The organism is Acinetobacter sp. YH16040_T (assembly GCF_024605785.1).
GTDB classification, from domain to species: Bacteria; Pseudomonadota; Gammaproteobacteria; order Pseudomonadales; family Moraxellaceae; genus Acinetobacter; species Acinetobacter amyesii.
This window is the reverse complement of the sequence record NZ_CP094541.1, coordinates 3,354,514-3,371,340: the sequence shown is the minus strand read 5'-3', so window position 1 is coordinate 3,371,340 and position 16,827 is coordinate 3,354,514. Positions and strand designations below refer to the sequence as shown.

Below are 16,827 nucleotides of genomic sequence, written 5' to 3'. Positions count from 1 at the left end.
TTTTGATATAGTAAGACCAATTTCGAATCAACATTAGGAAAATGTTATGTCAGCAGCTCCACGTATTGGTATCTTGGGCGCAGGCGGTCGTATGGGACGCATCTTAATTCAAGCGGTTCAGCAAGCTGGCTATCAATTGGCTGCTGCGGTAGAACGTCCTGAAAGTAGCTTGGTCGGTGCGGATGCTGGTGAACTTGCAGGGATTGGCGCGGTTGGCGTAAAGGTTGTCGGTAACCTTGCTGAGGTTTTAAAAGATTGTGATGTCGTGATCGATTTTACTGCACCTGCAGCAACGGCACAGCATCTTAAACTTTGCCGTGAAGCAGGCGTTGCGATTGTCATTGGTACCACAGGTATGAATGATGAGCAAAAAGCTTATCTCGATGAAACAGCAACAGAAACCCCAGTAGTCTATGCAGCGAACTATTCTGTCGGCGTAAACGTTTCAATCAAACTTCTTGAATTGGCATCAAAAGTATTTGGCGATACTGTAGATATTGAAGTGATTGAAGCCCATCATCGCCATAAAGTTGATGCACCATCAGGTACAGCGCTAATGTGGGGCGAAGCCATTGCCGGTGCTTTAGGACGTGACTTAAAACAAGATGCTGTGTATTGCCGTGAAGGTCATACGGGTCCACGTGAACGTCAAACCATTGGCTTCCAAACGATTCGTGGTGGTGACATTGTCGGTGAACATACTGCGATGTTTATTGCGGATGGCGAACGTGTTGAAATTACCCATAAAGCGACTAACCGTATGAACTTTGCCTCTGGTGCAGTACGTGCAGCTGCATGGGTAGTTGGTCGTGAAGCACGTAAGTACGATATGAAAGATGTACTGGGTTTTAACGATATTGACGTATAAAAGCGCGTTAAAATCCGTTATAACAACAGCATAAAATTAAAATAAGACGATCAATGGAATGAAAAAAGTCATCTTTATGGCCTGTGCTGTCGCATTCACTGCGGCAGTACAAGCGAAAACTATGGATAATGCCAAACTCACGATTAATAAAAATAATATTAAAGTTTGGACCTACCAAAATGCTCAAAATCCTGTCTTTCAATACAAAGCTGAAACCAGTTTTGATGTGCCCATTGAAAAAGCGGTTTCCCTGATTTTAGATGTGGAAAATGCAGTGAATTGGGTCCCTTATATGGGCAGTGTCAAAGTATTATCCCGCGATGACCAGAAAGGTGAATTCAGTTTATATATGGTGTTGGATTTTCCTTTTCCCTTGAAAGACCGTGATTTGGTGGTACAAGGCAAAATGCGTAAAGATGCACAAGGCATTATTAGCATCCAAAATAAAGCGGTGAAAAAAGGTTATCCGATCAATCCCAATTATGTACGCCTAACCGACTATGAGGGCGATTGGACCTTCCAGCGTTTAGGCAATCAAAAAGTCAAAGTTTCGACCTATGGCTACGCCAATCCGGAAGGTTCCATTCCGCTCAGTTTCGTGAATATGTTCGTGCAGCAACAGCCTTATCAAATGCTACAAAAAATGAAAGTGCAGCTGGGTAAAAGCAAAACTGTTGAGACCTTTCCCGAAATTTTAAAATAAGCACCAGTAATGATTCAGTTCAATATGAACGATCAATGACTTCGCTACTCAGGCAGGCGAAATGCAGTCAACTGCTGCATGTGTTGTGTTTCTGGAAGTTCGATACTGAGTAAGGTCTGTTCTGGAAATTGATGCGGATGTAACTTGATTTGAAATTGCCGCGCAGTCAATTGTTCACAGGCAAAGCGAAGTTTGGCTTGCTGCGGCATGATATTCATGCCGTTTTCAGATTTGGCTTTATAAATATATAGCTGCTGATGTAACCCGCCGCTAGTGATCGGTTGGATCTGCTCAAGTTCATATTGCGTCAGTTTTTGGGCACTCAAAAAACCTTGAATTAAAGATTTACAGATAAAATTTTGTTGGCTTTGAGCTTGAGTGTGCTGCTCGGGTTGGCACGCCATAAGCGTGAGTGTACTGATGATGATTAAACCCGCTCGAAACTGCGTGAAGTCATTCATTTAATTGTCCCCCTATCGTTATTTTTGAGATATCAACCTGATGCATTCAGCTTAAATCTGTTAACTTAATGGGTACAGATACAAGAATGATTAAAAAAAGGGTACAGATGGCTTTTCAATATCAGCAGCTTGCGCAGCAGTTGGCACAGAAAATTTATAGTGGTGAATTGGCCGCAGGGCAGCGTCTGTATGCGCTACGTCAATTTTCACAGCAGCATCAGATCAGTTTAAATACTGCGAAACGCTGCTATGAATTACTTGAAGCCAAAGGCCTGATTTATGTCAAAGAAAAGTCTGGTTATTTTGTGAAATCCTCACAGAAAGCCCAGCAAATTGCCGTGCCGAATCATCCTGATTTTGATTCCCGACCTCGTGAAATTTCGAATTTAGAATTGCAAATTCAGATCCATGAAGCATCTGCAAATAGTCGCCTGATTCATTTGGGTTCAATTCAGTTGTCCCCCAATTTTGTTCCTGTTGAAGCAATCAGACGTTCAATCCAAAGGGCATTAAAGCATTGTAAACCAGAAGATTTTTTATATAACAATCGGCAAGGTCATCCACAATTGCGTGAAGCTTTGTCGGCACATTGGGCTGAAGATGGTTTTTACATGCCTAAGGATGATATTTACATCAGCAATGGTTGTATGCCTGCTTTGTCAGTGATGTTGCAAAATCTAAGTGCGGAAGGGGAGAGTGTCATTGTTCCGACGCCGAACTATAACGGGCAATTGCAATTATTGGCTTTATTGAAGCGGAAAATTGTTGAAATTCCTGCCAATACGGAAGGTTTTGATTTAGATCGTTTAGAGCAGGCGATGCGGGATTCAGGCGCGAAAGTATGCTTATTGACTGCAAATTTTCAAAATCCTTTGGGTTTTTGTTTAAGTAATGAAGATAAGGAACGAATTGCACAACTGGCTGAAAAATATCAATGTTATGTGATTGAAGATGATATTTATGCTGAGTGTAGTTTCAATGCAAAGCGACCATTGCCTATCAAATATTGGGATCGGGCGGGCTACGTGATCTATTGTGCGTCGATTTCAAAATCTTTATCGCCTTCTTATCGGGTGGGGTGGTTTTGTCTTCCACCACATTTGCAACATTTGCGTCCGAAATTACTTTTGCAAAATGATTCGGTGAATACGCCTTTGCAGTTAGGACTTGCCGATTTGATTTTTAGTCGTGCGTATCGCCAACATCTTGCTGAATTGCGTCCTAAATTAATGGTGCAAGTCGAGCAGTATCGTCAGTATATTTACGATGCTTTTCAAGGGGTTGATATCCGTCTAAATCGGCCTCAAGGCAGTTATGCTCTGTGGTTGCAGATGCCTGAACAAATAGACAGTTTGGCGCTGTATTACCATGCGCAAAAACATGGCATCAATATTGTGCCAGGTTTAATTTTTGGTGAGGACAATCGTTATAACAATTGTATTCGCCTAAATGCAGGGCATGAGCTATCGACAGAAATTCAGCAGGCCATTTTGTTGCTTGCAGATTGGGTGCGTAAGGAATGCAGAAACACAAATGTCATCTAGATTAATGAGTCCATAAAGCATACAAAAAAAGCCTGCATGCAGCAGGCTTTTTGGGCTTAGATTTTTAGCGTTAAAAATCAGCTTTCAGCACAATTCGATAACGCACATTTCCTGAATGCAAACGTTCAATCGCTTCATTCACCTGAGACATTGGATACATTTCAATTTGAGGTGCAATATTTTGACGTGCGGCGAATCGAAGTAATTCACGCAGTGCCGCAGGAGAGCCTGTTGATGAGCCAGTGATAGATTTAGCACCACTGATCAGCATACCTGCGGGTATTTGCATCGGCTCAAGTGCTAGGCCAAGCATGTGAACGCTTCCATTCGGTGCCAAAGTTGAAAGATAGGCTTGCCAATCCAACGTTACATTGACCGTGCTTAAAATTAAATTGAACTTACCACGTTGTGCTTTAATCGCGGCAAGATCACGACTATTCACCACATGGTCAGCCCCCATAGCTTTAAGTTCATCGGTTTTATCTAAATTTGAACTGAACGCGGTAATTTCACAGCCCCAAGCTTTCAGCAGTTTAATCGCCATATGACCTAAACCACCAATGCCGATCACGGCAACATGGTGAATGGCCTGAATTTGGTGCTGTAAGATGGGATCAAATACTGTAATCCCACCGCAGAGCAGAGGGCCAGCACTGGTTGGATCGAGATCATCTGGAAGGGGAATAACCCATTGCCAGCCCGCACGGACTTTGTTGGCAAAGCCACCCGCATGACCGACGATTGTCGCCGTCTTGGTTCCAGTACATTGCACTTGGCGACCATCGATACACGAGTCACAGTGTTGACAACTTTCTGCTGTCCAGCCTATGCCCACACGTTGTCCGATTTTCAGTCCTTTGGCTTCGCTGCCGAGTTGGGTAATGGTTCCAATCACTTCATGCCCTGGGACCACAGGATAAACCGAAGATTTCCAATCATTTTGGATAATAGAAATATCTGAGTGACAAAGACCGCAATACTCGACTTTGACTTCAACCTGATGGGCTTGTAATTCACCTGCATCAAATTGGTAGGGAACAAGGGCTTCACCACTGTTCATTGCTGCATAGGCATGGATTGTATTGTCACTCATTATTCTATCCTTTCTGTTTTTGAGGTCATTCTGCGTGCGTGTATTTAAAGTCACAGTGATTTTCATGATCGTTAACCATGCCAATGGCTTGCATCAGAGCATAGCAAGTCGTTGGGCCGACAAATTTAAAGCCATGCTTTTTTAATGCTTTGGACAAGGCCTGACTTTGAGCGGTTTGTGCAGGGGCGCTGCGATATTCAACGACATCATTATTGGCAATTTGACCTTTGACAAAATTCCAAAGAAATTCCACAGGATGAATCCCTTGGGCTTTTAACTGTTGCCATGCTTTTGCATTATCTCGAATGGCAGTGAGTTTGCCGATATGGCGAATCAAACCTGAATCTTGTAATTTTTCTTGTAATTGTAGGTCACTCAACGCTGCAATTTCGGCAATGGGATATTGAAAAAAATGCTGCTGATAACAAGCCCGCTTTTTCAGCACAGTGATCCAAGACAGCCCCGCTTGTTGTCCTTCAAGACACAGCATTTCAAAGAGATGCTGCTCATCAAAACTAGGTTTAGCCCACTCAGTGTCGTGGTAGGCAATATACAAAGGATCTTCGGAGCACCAAGCACAGCGTTGTATCGTCATGTTGAATGCTCCTTTTGACTTAAATTTTAAAAGCTGTCCATTGGTCGTTTTTATTGTCCCAATATAACAGTTCCGCTTGATCGAGATCGGCAAATTGAATCCATACATCTTTACCTGATTTGTCTGCGTAGCCGGTGCTGATGAGTAATGCTTCTTCAGTGATCTCCATGATCCAGCCCTGATAAGACTGTCCATTGAGGCTGATTTTTTGTTGATTACCAGATTCTGCAAATTCCACCAGACGATTGATCAACGCTTCTGACATGTATGTTTCCTAAAATTAACGTAAATATGGATAGGGGTTAACGGCATTGCGACCTTTACCACCCAAGTAAATGCCATAATGCAAATGTGGTGCAGTATGTCGAGCATTGCCAGTATTACCTACATAGCCAATGACATCACCTTTTTTGACATAGTCGCCGACATTTAAGCCACGTTTATGACCATCAAGATGCGCATAATAATGCCAAGAACCTGCGGGCCCCATAATCCATATCACTTTACCACCCAAATTGTTATTACGTAAGTCAGCAACTAAACCTTCTGTAGCACTGAGGACTTTTGTTCCACGTGGAACAATAATATCAATACCTTCGTGGCTTCGTCCTTGGCTACGCGCTGCGCCCCAAGTATCCTTGAGCGCACTTCGTTTGACTTGATGAACAGGAACAGGCAATTGATTGGATAAACGCATGTTTTGTAATTTTTTCACTTCATGTGCAGGCAATGTACTGCCAGATGGTTTGGGTGGAGTCGACGTACAGGCGCTGAGTAAAAGCAAAATAAAACCAATACCGCCGAACAACCCTCTGCGAAGCTGAAAAAATCCTTGAGTCACATTTGTCCCTATTCAATTGATGAGCAGTTCAAAACTATGGCATAGAATGGCTTTCGAGTTCTAGCGTAGAAATGAGTTTTTTCATGGCAGTAGGAATACCGAGAGCAGTGGCTTGTATCGGTGTAAACCACTGTGCGTTGCATTCAATGGCTAAATGCTCTTTTTGATCTGCGGTAACGGTAAATACAGTAGTCTCTAAAAGCCAAGTAAAGTGGGTAAAGCTATGTGATATTTGCACTTGAGTGGTGGTAGGTTTCAGATCAAGCTGTTGAGTGAGGGATTGAAACTCATGGGGTTGATCAAAAATAGGTAAACACCACAGACCACCCCATAGCCCGCTATTCGGACGTTGTATCCACAGCCATTCTCCTGCAGATTGAATCAGCATGACTTGAGCTTCTCTTACAGGAACAGGCTTTTTAGGCTTTTTATAAGGTAATTCAGTTTCTAAACCTTGAGCATGTGCTTTGCAGTGCTGTTGCATGGGACAATATAAACAGAGCGGCTTTTTCGGCGTGCATACCGTTGCACCCAGATCCATAATCGCTTGGGTATAATCGTGGTTGCGTTCAATGGGGCAGAGCTCTGTCGCCAGTTGCCACATGGCCCGTTCATGTACAGGTTTCGATAAATCATCTTCTATAGCAAAGAAACGAGACAATACTCGCTTGACGTTGCCGTCCATAATCACGCCATATTGTCTTAAACCCAAAGACATCAGCGCACCCGCGGTAGACGGGCCGATGCCCGGTAGTTCCATCCACTGCTCAAGATTGCTTGGAAAATGTCCCTGACGTGCAACAATTCCTGCGGCTTTGTGTAAGTTCCGAGCCCGTGCATAGTAGCCTAAGCCAGCCCAATAGGGTGCCACATCATCCCAAGAGGCATGGCCTAAATCTTCAACAGTCGGAAATCGTTGAATAAATCGATCAAAATATTGTAAGACGGTTTTGACTTGAGTCTGTTGTAGCATAATTTCTGAAACCCATACTTTGTAAGGGTCATCCTTCACTTGCCACGGTAAGTCATGACGACCATGGACATCAAACCAGTCGAGAAGGGCATCAGAAAAGTTAAACATGCAATACAGTCAAAATTGAAAAAACCTGCCTAGTATACATCTTTCAATAGGCATTCTTTTTGTTCAAAACGAAAACTGTATATCAGGGGAAATGCAAAAATAGTGGCCATCAAAAAAGGAGCCGAGGCTCCTTAGTGAGTGTAAATTTAAAGTTTAGCTTTTAAAGCCCCAGCGGGTATCGAGCGCCAATGTTTGGTTTTCATAACGTGGAATAATGTGAATATGCACATGTTCAGTGGCTTCGCCAAAAACTTGTCCATCATTAAACCCAATATGAAAGCCAGTAGGTTGATAGCGTAAATTTAATTCATTACGCGCTTGTTCAAGTAAGGACATTAAACTTTTACGTTCTTTATCAGTAATTTCAAAAAATGAACCAACATGACGTAGTGGGACAATGACAGCATGCCCTTTAGACAGTGTATGTGGTTCAGGAAGTACAACACCAAAATCATTTTTTGCAATCACGTCATATTCGTCAAAATTGCAATATGGACAATTGAGTTCTGTCATTGTGCTCTCCTCATTTTTATAAATTAAATATTGGTATTGGTTCTTAGCGCTTTAAGAACTAAGCTGGCGTGCTAACAAGGCATACATGGCCGCTAAGCTTTGTTGTTCTGCAGCAGCGTTATAAGCTAAATCTACGCCGTTTGCTTTGGCGCGTTCATCCGCCATCGGGTTGCTAAAGCCATGTTTTGCACCTTCAAAAATATTGATTTGATACTGCACTTGGGCAGCATCCATTTCATTTCTAAAGGTTGCAACATCATCTAAGCTCACCATCGAGTCGAGCTCACCATGTTGCACTAAAATCTCTGCTTGGACTTGTCCTGTTTGTGCAGGAGTCGCTGTAGCAAGTGTTGCATGGAAGGTCACCACAGCTTTTAATGCAGCACCTGAACGAGCTAAATCCAGCACGACTTTTCCGCCATAGCAAAAGCCTATAGCTGCGAGTTTATCTGCATTTACTTCTTTTTGCTGTGCCAAAGTGTGTAATGCAGCAGACGCACGGGTCACAATGGTGTCGGCATGATCAAAAGTTTGCATCATCCATTCATAAGCTTGCTTGGCATCTGTGGTGACTTTTTTGTCACCATACATATCCAAAGCGAAAGCAGCATAGCCTTGTTCAGCCAATTCGCGCGCACGTTGTTCGGTATATTCATTGCGTCCCCACCATTCAGGGGCAACTAACACACCTGCGACTGCAGTGTCTGACTCTGGTGCGGCAAAATAGCCAAAAAGTTGAGTTCCATCAGCTGCTGTATATTGAATTTCGCGAGTCTTAATTTTAACGGTCATGGTCAAATCCTTATGTGCGGCTACGCAGTTGATGAAGACTCAAGATAAAGGGAAATTGGTTTTTGTGAAATAAATATAAGATATCAATGTGAATTTTAAGTCAAATCAATCAAAAAATTGTAAAAGAAAATAATGGAAAGAAGAAATATTGAGGAGCACCGAGATTTGTCGATGCTCCTAAAGAGAGTATTGTTATTTCGGGAGAACTTCAATGAGCTCTACATCAAAAATCAGCGTGCTATTTGGCTCAATGACGTCTGCTGAACCAATTTGACCATAGCCTAAATTTGCAGGAATGAAGAAGCGATATTTTGCACCTTCTTTCATCAACTGTAGACCTTCTGTCCAACCCTGAATGACTTGACTCACTTGGAACATCGCAGGTTGGTTACGTGCAATTGAACTATCAAAAACAGTGCCATCAATTAAGCGACCTTCATAGTGAACTTTCACTGTTGAATTGGCTTTGGGTGATTTACCTTTGCCGGCTTGAATGACTTGATACTGCAGGCCAGATTTCGTGACTAGAATGCTCGGTTTTTTGGCATTTTCAGCAAGGAAAGCTGCACCAATGGTGGCATTCGCATCCGCTTTTTGTTTCAGTTCAATCAGTTGTTTCGCTTCGGTTTGCTTTTTATATTGGGTTAAGGCACGGGTCATTTCTTCATCTGTTAGTGACGAAGCTTGACCTTTAGATGCTGCCTTTAAACCTGCAACAAATGCATCAATATCTAAATCCTTAATGGATTCAGCATTACTGCGTCCCATTAAATAACCAAAACTATAACCGACTTGTTCTGCAGCACTACTTTTATTACTGACATCTTTGGCAAATACAGTGCTTGAGCAGAGTGCCAAACACAACATACTGATCTGTAATTTCATGACCGAGTCTCAAAATAAAGCAGGAGAGCGAAAAGCTCTCCTGTACCGGTTTTATTATTTAACTTCAATGAGTTCTACATCAAAAATTAAAGTACTGTTCGGTGGAATCGTTCCCGGAACACCTTGAGCACCATAACCGAGGTTTGAAGGAATATACAAAGTGGCTTTGCCGCCTTCTTTCATTAACTGTAGACCTTCAGTCCAACCTGGAATTACTTGGTTCAACGGAAATTCAATTGGCTCGCCGCGCTGTACTGAACTATCAAATACTGTGCCATCCACTAACTTACCTGTGTAGTGAACTTTAACAACTGATGTGGCTTGCGGTTGTTTACCTGTACCTTCTTTCGTTGTTAGGTACTGTAAACCAGAAGCAGTGGTTTTAACCCCAGCTTTGCTTTTATTTTCTGTTAAGAAATTATCGCTGCTACTTTGTGCTTGCTTATTGCTTTCGAGCTGCTTGTTTTGCATTTCTTGCTGGAACTCAGCATATGCTTTTTGTAATTCTTCTTCAGTATATGCAGGTTTTGCACGAGCATGACCCGCACGAACGCCAGTGACAAAGCTATCAATATCTAATTCTGGAGGCGTTTGATGGGCAACTTCATAACCAAGTGCATAACTGATTTTAGCGACAGCAGAAGCATTTGCAGCTGGTTGAGTTGATGTTGCTGATTGCGTAGCAGGTGTTTTAGTTGCATAGTAAACAGGAACAAGTGCGGCACCGCCGAGTAATACAGCGACAGCGATAGGTAGGGCCTTACTCATATATTTTCCCACAATTATTTTATATGTAAAAAGTTGCTGAAATTCTAGCAGACTTTTCCTGTTCAGCGCTTACCTATCTCTATGATCAGGTAAGGTGCAGGAAAGATCATCATAGTCATGTTCTTATTTTTATACTATAACGGTATGAATATATAAAACATTTTTTATACAGAATGATGCATGCAACATAAATTTCGAAAATAAAAAAAGCCACCGTATTCGGTGGCTTTTTTGAATAGGCTTGAATTAGTCTTGGTCTTTTGAAGCTTTATAACCATAAGAATAGTTATAGCCATAACCATAACCATAACCAGCTGAGCTACGTTGAATGTCGTTTAAAATAATACCATTGACCTTCACACCCACTTGTTCAAAGCGGTTCACGGTTAACTCTAGTTCTTTCAACTGAGTTTTGGCATAACGAGCAATCACCAAATTCACACCAGCATATTGCGAAATAATGATACCGTCTGTCACCGCAAGTACAGGAGGGGTATCAATGATCACATGATCAAACATCGGTGAAATCAAATCTAAGAATTCTTTGAATTTACCAGAACTTAAAAGCTCAGATGGATTAGAAGGGCTTTTACCACGAGTAATCACACTCAAATTTGGAATTTCAGTGGTTTTAATGATGCTGTCTAGATCACGCTGACCATTTAAATACTCAGAAAGACCTGGTTGGTTGTCATGATTGAAGTATTTGTTCAAATAACCACGACGTAAATCGGCATCAATAATTAAAACACGTTTATCGCTTTGCGCAAGAATCGTAGCTAAATTGGTTGAAATAAACGATTTACCAACTTCTGGTGCTGGCCCCGAAATCATGATCAGGTTATTTTTTGCAGATGTCAGTGCAAAGTGAATGGCAGTACGCATACTGCGCAAACTTTCAATTGCAATATCATCGCTATTTTTAACCGCAAGTACAGGAATGGTCTTTTTCTTCTTCAGTAACTTGATGCGACTTTCTTGAACAGGCGAACGTGGCACAGTGGCATAAACCGGAAGATCCAGATTATTTTCAATTTCTGATGAATCTTTGATCCCTGAGCGTAGCATATTGCGAACTAAAGCAATGAGTACACCAATAAAGCCACCGACAAATAGCGAGAGTATAAGGACAATTAACTTTTTAGGTTTAATAGGTTCAATTGGCTCTACTGCAGTATCCACAATACGGACATTACCAATTTCACCAGCTTTGGCAATACGAAGCTGTTGGTAAGAATTCAACAACGCTGTATAAAGTTGTTGTTTCACTTCAACTTCACGATAGAGCTGTAAATAACGACGTTGTAGGTCTGGTAATTTTTTTAAGGTGGCATTTAGTTCAGCAATTTTGCTATTGATTGCACCCAATTGAGCATTCATTTGTTGCATCACTGGATGCTCACTGGTGTACTTCGCAGAAGCTTCAGCAACTTTTTGCTCTAATTCAGCTTTTTGAGTTTCAAGAGTGACACTTTGAGTTAAATAGAGTTCAGATTCTTTAGTGACATCGACAGTATTAAACTCTTGACGGAATTTGTTAAATTCGCGTTCCGCAACATCCAGTTGTTGTTTTAGTTCAGGTAGTTGCTCATCCAAAAACTTTAAGGTCTGCGCGCTTTCAGCTGAACGGCGTTCAATATTTTGCTGGCTATAGGCTGCTAAAATTGAATTGAGTACTTGGGTAATATGTTCTTTATCTTGACCTTGGTAATTTAGACCCAGTACACCCGTCATTTTCCCTTTTTCAGCTACAGAATAGTTTGCCAAAATATTCTCTACTGCGGCAGGCAATGACTGCTTTTGAATTAGGTAGTGATCTTTTAACTTGTCGCGGGTAAAAATCGAAATATCCCACTGTCCGTCAGCGGTGCGTAATGAATTATCTTGGTTTAATTTACCCGTTAAAATGATTTGCTCAGTTTTAAGATCAGTTAATGTAAACTGATTATCTTTAAAGCTGAGATCAATATTTTTATCTCGATATACTGCTGGAATATTAAACTGTCGAATATCAAAACTTTTTTCATTGTCTTTAAAAGTTACTGATTTATTTTTATATTCTGTGACATATTCATGCGGGGAAAATAGGCGATCAATAAATGAATTCTCTGTACCCGAAACTTTAAGATCAAGATGCAAATTTTGAATCACAGTACCTAGAACTAAGCGTGATTTTAAAATTTCAATTTCTGCTTGAGCCGGTTGCTTTTGATCAATCATGCTTGATAGATCACCCAAGAGTGCTGCTGAAGTTCCTTTACTTTCCTCAACCTGTACCAGTGCATTTACTGCGTAGGTATCAGGCGTGGTTCTTAAATAAAGCAGGGCACAAACGAGACTTAAAATTACACATAGAGCAATTAACTTCCACTGTGCAATCAGAGAGAAAAATAATTCTTTTAAATCAATTGTATCTTCTGTATTGATATTTTGGCTCATAATCGTACATCAAAAGTTAAATTTGTTTAGTCCAATCTGCAACGCAAGATTGGATCAGTTCTGAGATCTGGTCAAAAAAAGCTTGATCGTGCTGATATGGGTCAGGCACATTTTTACCTTGCCAATGACCTAAACGAAAAGTCTTTCCCTTTGCAAATGGCCATGTCTGTTCAATATGCTTTTGTTGATTTGAACTCATGACCAAAATTAAATCTGATTTTTTGATCAGTTCAGCATTTAATTTTTGGGCAATATGTCCACTCATATTGATGCCAATTTTTTGCATACAGTATTGAGCTTTTTCATCTGCTGCATGTCCAATCATACCTGAGATTCCAGCTGAATAAATATTCAGGTCGGGATGATCTTTTTTTAGGAGATACTCCGCCATAGGACTTCGGCAAATATTACCTACACAGACCACCAAAATATTTTTAAATAACATTATTGGCCCAATCTGTCCAAGTTATAGATGATATTTGAGAAAGGAATCACTTGATTGATTACACGCTGCCAGCGAGCTAAACCAGATGCATCAACATAGACAATATCATTGCTGCGCATTTTGAACTGGTTAGCGAGACCAAAATCACCAATACTGGTTAAATCTAAATGGTAAATTTCAGTCATCGGGCTATTTACATCGCTACGCACTACGTAGATTTTACCTCGACTTGCGGAAAGCGAATTTACCCCTAAGCTCTCTCCGAGGACATCACTTAAGCTCATGCCTTGTTCACGCATTGGTAAAGATTGGTTTTTGCCAGACTCTCCCATCACATAAATTTTTTGGTTTTCACGTGAGTTGACATAAATTGTGTCATTAGGTTTGATAAGTAAGTTGTGTAAAGAATATCCAGCTTTTTCAAGTTCAATACTATTGAGTACATAACTTTGACCATTTCTAACTAAGGTTAAAGATGCATTGTCACCAAATTGACTATTTACTCCGCCCGCCATACCTAATGCAGTATAAATACTTGTCGGCTGATCGGTTAGATTAAACTGACCACCTTTCATCACGTTACCTTGAACAGAAAAACGTTGGCCTTGGTAGGAAAGTACCCGAACAATCACATCTGGGGTTTTTAAGTAACGAGCAAGTTGACTGCGTAATTCCTGATTGACTTGTGTCAGCGATTTTCCGGCAGCTTTATATCGGCCAATAATAGGGAATTGGATATAGCCACTTTGATCAATTTGGTAACCGTTTGATTTAATCGCTTCCGCATTGCTTATTGTATTTGTGGGTGGGGTTATTTCAGGATATGCCCATAAATAAATAGATAAAATATCACCCGGATTTAAACGATAACTTTTTTGTTGTTGATTGAATAGATGGGCAAAAATTTGCTGATTTACTTGGGCGGGTTGAACAGCAACTAAATTTTCTTGAGTTAGTTTAATAACATTGACTGTCGAGCCTAAATCAGTCTGAAATGTGCCTTCTTTAGGAAGGTCATAGGTTTGTAAGCCTGAAGTAATGGCACAACCCGTCATACTTAGGCTCAAAGCTAACATACAGCTATAACGATAGTAACTCACTCGAATACAAATCCTATTTATAAAATATTTGAATCATTGAAATACGGGTTTAAGTACCCAAATTACTCATTTTAGAATGTTAAGTTTATACTATTCACCTTGTAGAATATAGCTTTACATTTGTTTTAAATCGTAAGTTTAATCAAGACTTGCATGGATGAATTTCTTTTTAAAGATCTTATTGTTATTTGAATTTTTTTAAATATACAAAGTTGGTTTTATAGGGTGAATTGTTTAACTCTATAAATATTTTTGATTAAAATTACAGGCCTCATAGAACATCATTACACAATCGAAATTTGATTTTCTGATATAATTTAACGCTATTTACAACATAACGATGATTGATGATTCATCGATGACATAGGCTTCAGTATGTTACAACTCTCCGAATTAAAAATTGCCATAATCGGATTAGGTTATGTCGGTTTACCGCTAGCTGTTGAGTTTGGAAAAAAAGTTCCCGTGGTGGGCTTTGATATTCATCAGAAGCGTATTGATGAATTACGTAGCGGACGTGATCATACCCTAGAAGTTTCTCCTGAAGAATTAGCACAATCAGCTCAATTAAGTTACAGCGCAAATTTAGAAGATTTAAAAGACTGTAATTTCTTTATTGTTACAGTGCCAACCCCGATTGATGAATATAAGCAGCCAGATCTAACGCCATTAGTGAAAGCCTCAGAAAGCATTGCAAAAGTGTTGAAAAAAGGTGATGTGGTTGTTTATGAATCGACCGTTTATCCGGGTGCAACAGAAGAAGTCTGTATTCCTGTTTTAGAGAAAAATTCAGGCTTAATATTCAATCAGGATTTTTATGCAGGCTATAGCCCTGAACGAATTAATCCGGGTGATAAATTACACCGGGTAACTAATATTTTAAAAATCACTTCGGGTTCAACACCAGAAGTGGCTGATTATGTTGATGAAGTCTATAACCTGATTATTGAAGCGGGTACTCATAAAGCAGCTAGCATTAAGGTTGCAGAAGCAGCGAAAGTGATTGAAAACACTCAGCGTGATGTGAATATTGCCTTAATTAATGAATTGGCATTGATTTTCAATAAAATGGGTATTGATACCGAAGCGGTATTACACGCAGCGGGAACAAAATGGAACTTCCTTCCATTCCGTCCGGGTTTAGTCGGTGGTCACTGCATCGGTGTTGACCCGTACTATTTAACGCATAAAGCCCAAGCGATTGGTTATAACCCAGAAATTATTTTAGCGGGTCGCCGTTTAAATGATGGTATGGGGGCTTATGTGGTGACTCAGTTGGTGAAAGCTATGCTGAAAAAACGCATTCAAGTGGAAGATGCCAAAGTCCTCATTTTAGGCTTAAGCTTTAAAGAAAACTGCCCGGATATCCGCAATACCCGCATCATTGATATTGTGAATGAGCTGAAAGAATACCATATTGATGCCGATATCTATGATCCTTGGGTTGATGGCGTTGAGGCTGAACATGAGTACGGCATTAGCCCAGTACAGGCGCTGGAAAATGGCAAGTATGATGCTGTAATTTTGGCTGTTGCTCATCACCAGTTTAAAGATATGGGCGTAGATGCCATCCGTGCTTTGGGTAAAGCTGATCATGTGCTGTATGACTTGAAATACGTGTTATCTCAAGCCGAATCTGATCTTCGTTTGTAAGAGGGCCATACCAAAATGAATCAATATCAACAGGTATGTGAAAACCTTAAAATAGCGCCTAAAACATGGCTGGTAACTGGAGTTGCTGGATTTATTGGTTCAAACTTGCTTGAAACTTTATTAAAGCTGAATCAAACCGTAGTGGGTTTAGATAACTTTGCCACAGGTCATCAGCATAATTTGGATGAAGTGCAAAGTTTAGTGACTGCTGAGCAATGGGCAAAATTCAGTTTTATTGAAGGTGATATTCGCCAATTTTCCGACTGCCAAAAAGCCTGTGCAGGCGTGGATTATGTCCTGCATGAAGCCGCTTTAGGTTCTGTACCGCGTTCGATTGCCGATCCGATCATCACCAATGACACCAATATTAGCGGTTTCTTAAATATGCTGACGGCTGCGCGTGATGCAGGTGTTGCCAGCTTTACATACGCAGCCAGCAGTTCGACTTATGGTGATCATCCTGCATTGCCAAAAGTAGAAGAAAATATTGGTAAACCACTTTCACCCTATGCAGTGACGAAGTACGTCAATGAGTTATACGCAGACGTATTTGCGAAAACTTATGGGTTTAAAGCAATTGGCTTACGTTATTTCAACGTGTTTGGTCAGCGCCAAGATCCTAACGGTGCTTATGCTGCGGTGATTCCGAAATGGACGGCATCAATGATCGCGGGTGAAGATGTCTTCATCAATGGTGATGGTGAAACCAGCCGTGATTTCTGTTTTATCGATAATACAGTTCAAGCCAATATTTTGGCGGCAACTGCATCTGATGACGCCAAAAACCAAGTGTATAACGTGGCTGTGGGTGACCGTACTACGTTGAATGAGTTATATCGTGCCATTCAGGTGGCACTTGCTGAAAATGCGGTGAACTTTGAGCGTGATCCTGTGTACCGTGAGTTCCGTGCAGGTGATGTGCGTCATTCACAGGCGAGCATTGCCAAAATTGAGCAACATTTGGGTTATGCACCTGAGTTTAAAATTGCTGAAGGCATTCAACTCGCAATGCGTTGGTACGTCAATAACTTAAAATGATCTTGAGC

At 40.9% G+C, this 16,827-nt stretch carries 18 protein-coding genes; 5 read left to right on the top strand and 13 right to left on the bottom strand.

The window, feature by feature from the left end; all coding sequences use genetic code 11:
- The first annotated feature begins 46 nt into the window (after nucleotides 1–46).
- Together dapB and MST16_RS16605 are read left to right on the top strand one after the other, a co-directional pair.
- Nucleotides 47–868: a 4-hydroxy-tetrahydrodipicolinate reductase gene (gene dapB, locus MST16_RS16610; protein ID WP_078194102.1), complete on the top strand. Its 822-nt coding sequence runs from the start codon at nucleotides 47–49 to the stop codon at nucleotides 866–868.
- A gap of 58 nt (nucleotides 869–926) precedes the next feature.
- Nucleotides 927–1,571 carry an START domain-containing protein gene (locus MST16_RS16605; RefSeq protein WP_180042057.1) on the top strand — a complete coding sequence of 215 codons (645 nt, stop codon included), beginning with the start codon at nucleotides 927–929 and terminating at the stop codon, nucleotides 1,569–1,571.
- Nucleotides 1,572–1,615: 44 nt separating this feature from the next.
- On the opposite strand, the gene MST16_RS16600 is transcribed toward MST16_RS16605, so the two are convergent.
- Nucleotides 1,616–2,032, bottom strand: a complete 417-nt coding sequence (locus tag MST16_RS16600; protein ID WP_257225224.1) for a hypothetical protein — start codon at nucleotides 2,030–2,032, stop codon at nucleotides 1,616–1,618.
- A 107-nt stretch (nucleotides 2,033–2,139) separates the two neighbouring features.
- Between MST16_RS16600 and MST16_RS16595 the strand changes: the two genes are divergently transcribed.
- Complete coding sequence (locus tag MST16_RS16595) at nucleotides 2,140–3,576, top strand: PLP-dependent aminotransferase family protein (protein ID WP_180092049.1); 1,437 nt, start codon at nucleotides 2,140–2,142, stop codon at nucleotides 3,574–3,576.
- Between the two features lie 70 nt (nucleotides 3,577–3,646).
- Here the strand turns inward: MST16_RS16595 and MST16_RS16590 are convergent, their stop codons facing one another.
- From MST16_RS16590 to MST16_RS16535, 12 genes are all read right to left on the bottom strand, one after another.
- Nucleotides 3,647–4,669 carry an NAD(P)-dependent alcohol dehydrogenase gene (locus tag MST16_RS16590; RefSeq protein WP_180092047.1) on the bottom strand — a complete coding sequence of 341 codons (1,023 nt, stop codon included), beginning with the start codon at nucleotides 4,667–4,669 and terminating at the stop codon, nucleotides 3,647–3,649.
- A gap of 25 nt (nucleotides 4,670–4,694) precedes the next feature.
- Entirely contained in the window at nucleotides 4,695–5,264 is a 570-nt protein-coding gene (locus MST16_RS16585; RefSeq protein WP_180092045.1) for a DNA-3-methyladenine glycosylase I, read from the bottom strand.
- 19 nt (nucleotides 5,265–5,283) lie between these two features.
- A complete protein-coding gene (locus tag MST16_RS16580; RefSeq protein WP_180003637.1) occupies nucleotides 5,284–5,529 on the bottom strand; it encodes a hypothetical protein in 246 nt (81 codons plus the stop codon).
- A 15-nt stretch (nucleotides 5,530–5,544) separates the two neighbouring features.
- Nucleotides 5,545–6,072: a M23 family metallopeptidase gene (locus tag MST16_RS16575; protein WP_168379469.1), complete on the bottom strand. Its 528-nt coding sequence runs from the start codon at nucleotides 6,070–6,072 to the stop codon at nucleotides 5,545–5,547.
- Nucleotides 6,073–6,139: 67 nt separating this feature from the next.
- Entirely contained in the window at nucleotides 6,140–7,186 is a 1,047-nt protein-coding gene (gene mutY, locus MST16_RS16570; RefSeq protein WP_180092043.1) for an A/G-specific adenine glycosylase, read from the bottom strand.
- A 153-nt stretch (nucleotides 7,187–7,339) separates the two neighbouring features.
- Nucleotides 7,340–7,699: an HIT family protein gene (locus tag MST16_RS16565; protein WP_078191628.1), complete on the bottom strand. Its 360-nt coding sequence runs from the start codon at nucleotides 7,697–7,699 to the stop codon at nucleotides 7,340–7,342.
- A 51-nt stretch (nucleotides 7,700–7,750) separates the two neighbouring features.
- Entirely contained in the window at nucleotides 7,751–8,491 is a 741-nt protein-coding gene (locus tag MST16_RS16560) for a dienelactone hydrolase family protein (protein ID WP_180092041.1), read from the bottom strand.
- Between the two features lie 192 nt (nucleotides 8,492–8,683).
- Nucleotides 8,684–9,376: an FKBP-type peptidyl-prolyl cis-trans isomerase gene (locus tag MST16_RS16555; RefSeq protein WP_180073496.1), complete on the bottom strand. Its 693-nt coding sequence runs from the start codon at nucleotides 9,374–9,376 to the stop codon at nucleotides 8,684–8,686.
- Nucleotides 9,377–9,430: 54 nt separating this feature from the next.
- Nucleotides 9,431–10,144, bottom strand: a complete 714-nt coding sequence (locus MST16_RS16550) for an FKBP-type peptidyl-prolyl cis-trans isomerase (protein ID WP_078191625.1) — start codon at nucleotides 10,142–10,144, stop codon at nucleotides 9,431–9,433.
- A gap of 246 nt (nucleotides 10,145–10,390) precedes the next feature.
- Nucleotides 10,391–12,583: a polysaccharide biosynthesis tyrosine autokinase gene (locus tag MST16_RS16545; RefSeq protein WP_180092039.1), complete on the bottom strand. Its 2,193-nt coding sequence runs from the start codon at nucleotides 12,581–12,583 to the stop codon at nucleotides 10,391–10,393.
- A gap of 16 nt (nucleotides 12,584–12,599) precedes the next feature.
- Nucleotides 12,600–13,028 (bottom strand): low molecular weight protein-tyrosine-phosphatase, encoded by a 429-nt coding sequence (locus MST16_RS16540; RefSeq protein WP_180092037.1) that lies wholly within the window; start codon nucleotides 13,026–13,028, stop codon nucleotides 12,600–12,602.
- Nucleotides 13,028–14,104: a polysaccharide biosynthesis/export family protein gene (locus MST16_RS16535; protein ID WP_218951706.1), complete on the bottom strand. Its 1,077-nt coding sequence runs from the start codon at nucleotides 14,102–14,104 to the stop codon at nucleotides 13,028–13,030. Before MST16_RS16535 ends, MST16_RS16540 begins: the two co-directional genes overlap by 1 nt.
- A 399-nt stretch (nucleotides 14,105–14,503) precedes the next feature.
- On the opposite strand from MST16_RS16535, the gene tviB reads away from it, so the two are divergent.
- Complete coding sequence (gene tviB, locus MST16_RS16530) at nucleotides 14,504–15,781, top strand: Vi polysaccharide biosynthesis UDP-N-acetylglucosamine C-6 dehydrogenase TviB (protein WP_180092035.1); 1,278 nt, start codon at nucleotides 14,504–14,506, stop codon at nucleotides 15,779–15,781.
- A 15-nt stretch (nucleotides 15,782–15,796) separates the two neighbouring features.
- Nucleotides 15,797–16,819 carry an NAD-dependent epimerase/dehydratase family protein gene (locus tag MST16_RS16525; protein ID WP_180092033.1) on the top strand — a complete coding sequence of 341 codons (1,023 nt, stop codon included), beginning with the start codon at nucleotides 15,797–15,799 and terminating at the stop codon, nucleotides 16,817–16,819.
- The last annotated feature ends 8 nt before the right edge of the window (nucleotides 16,820–16,827 follow it).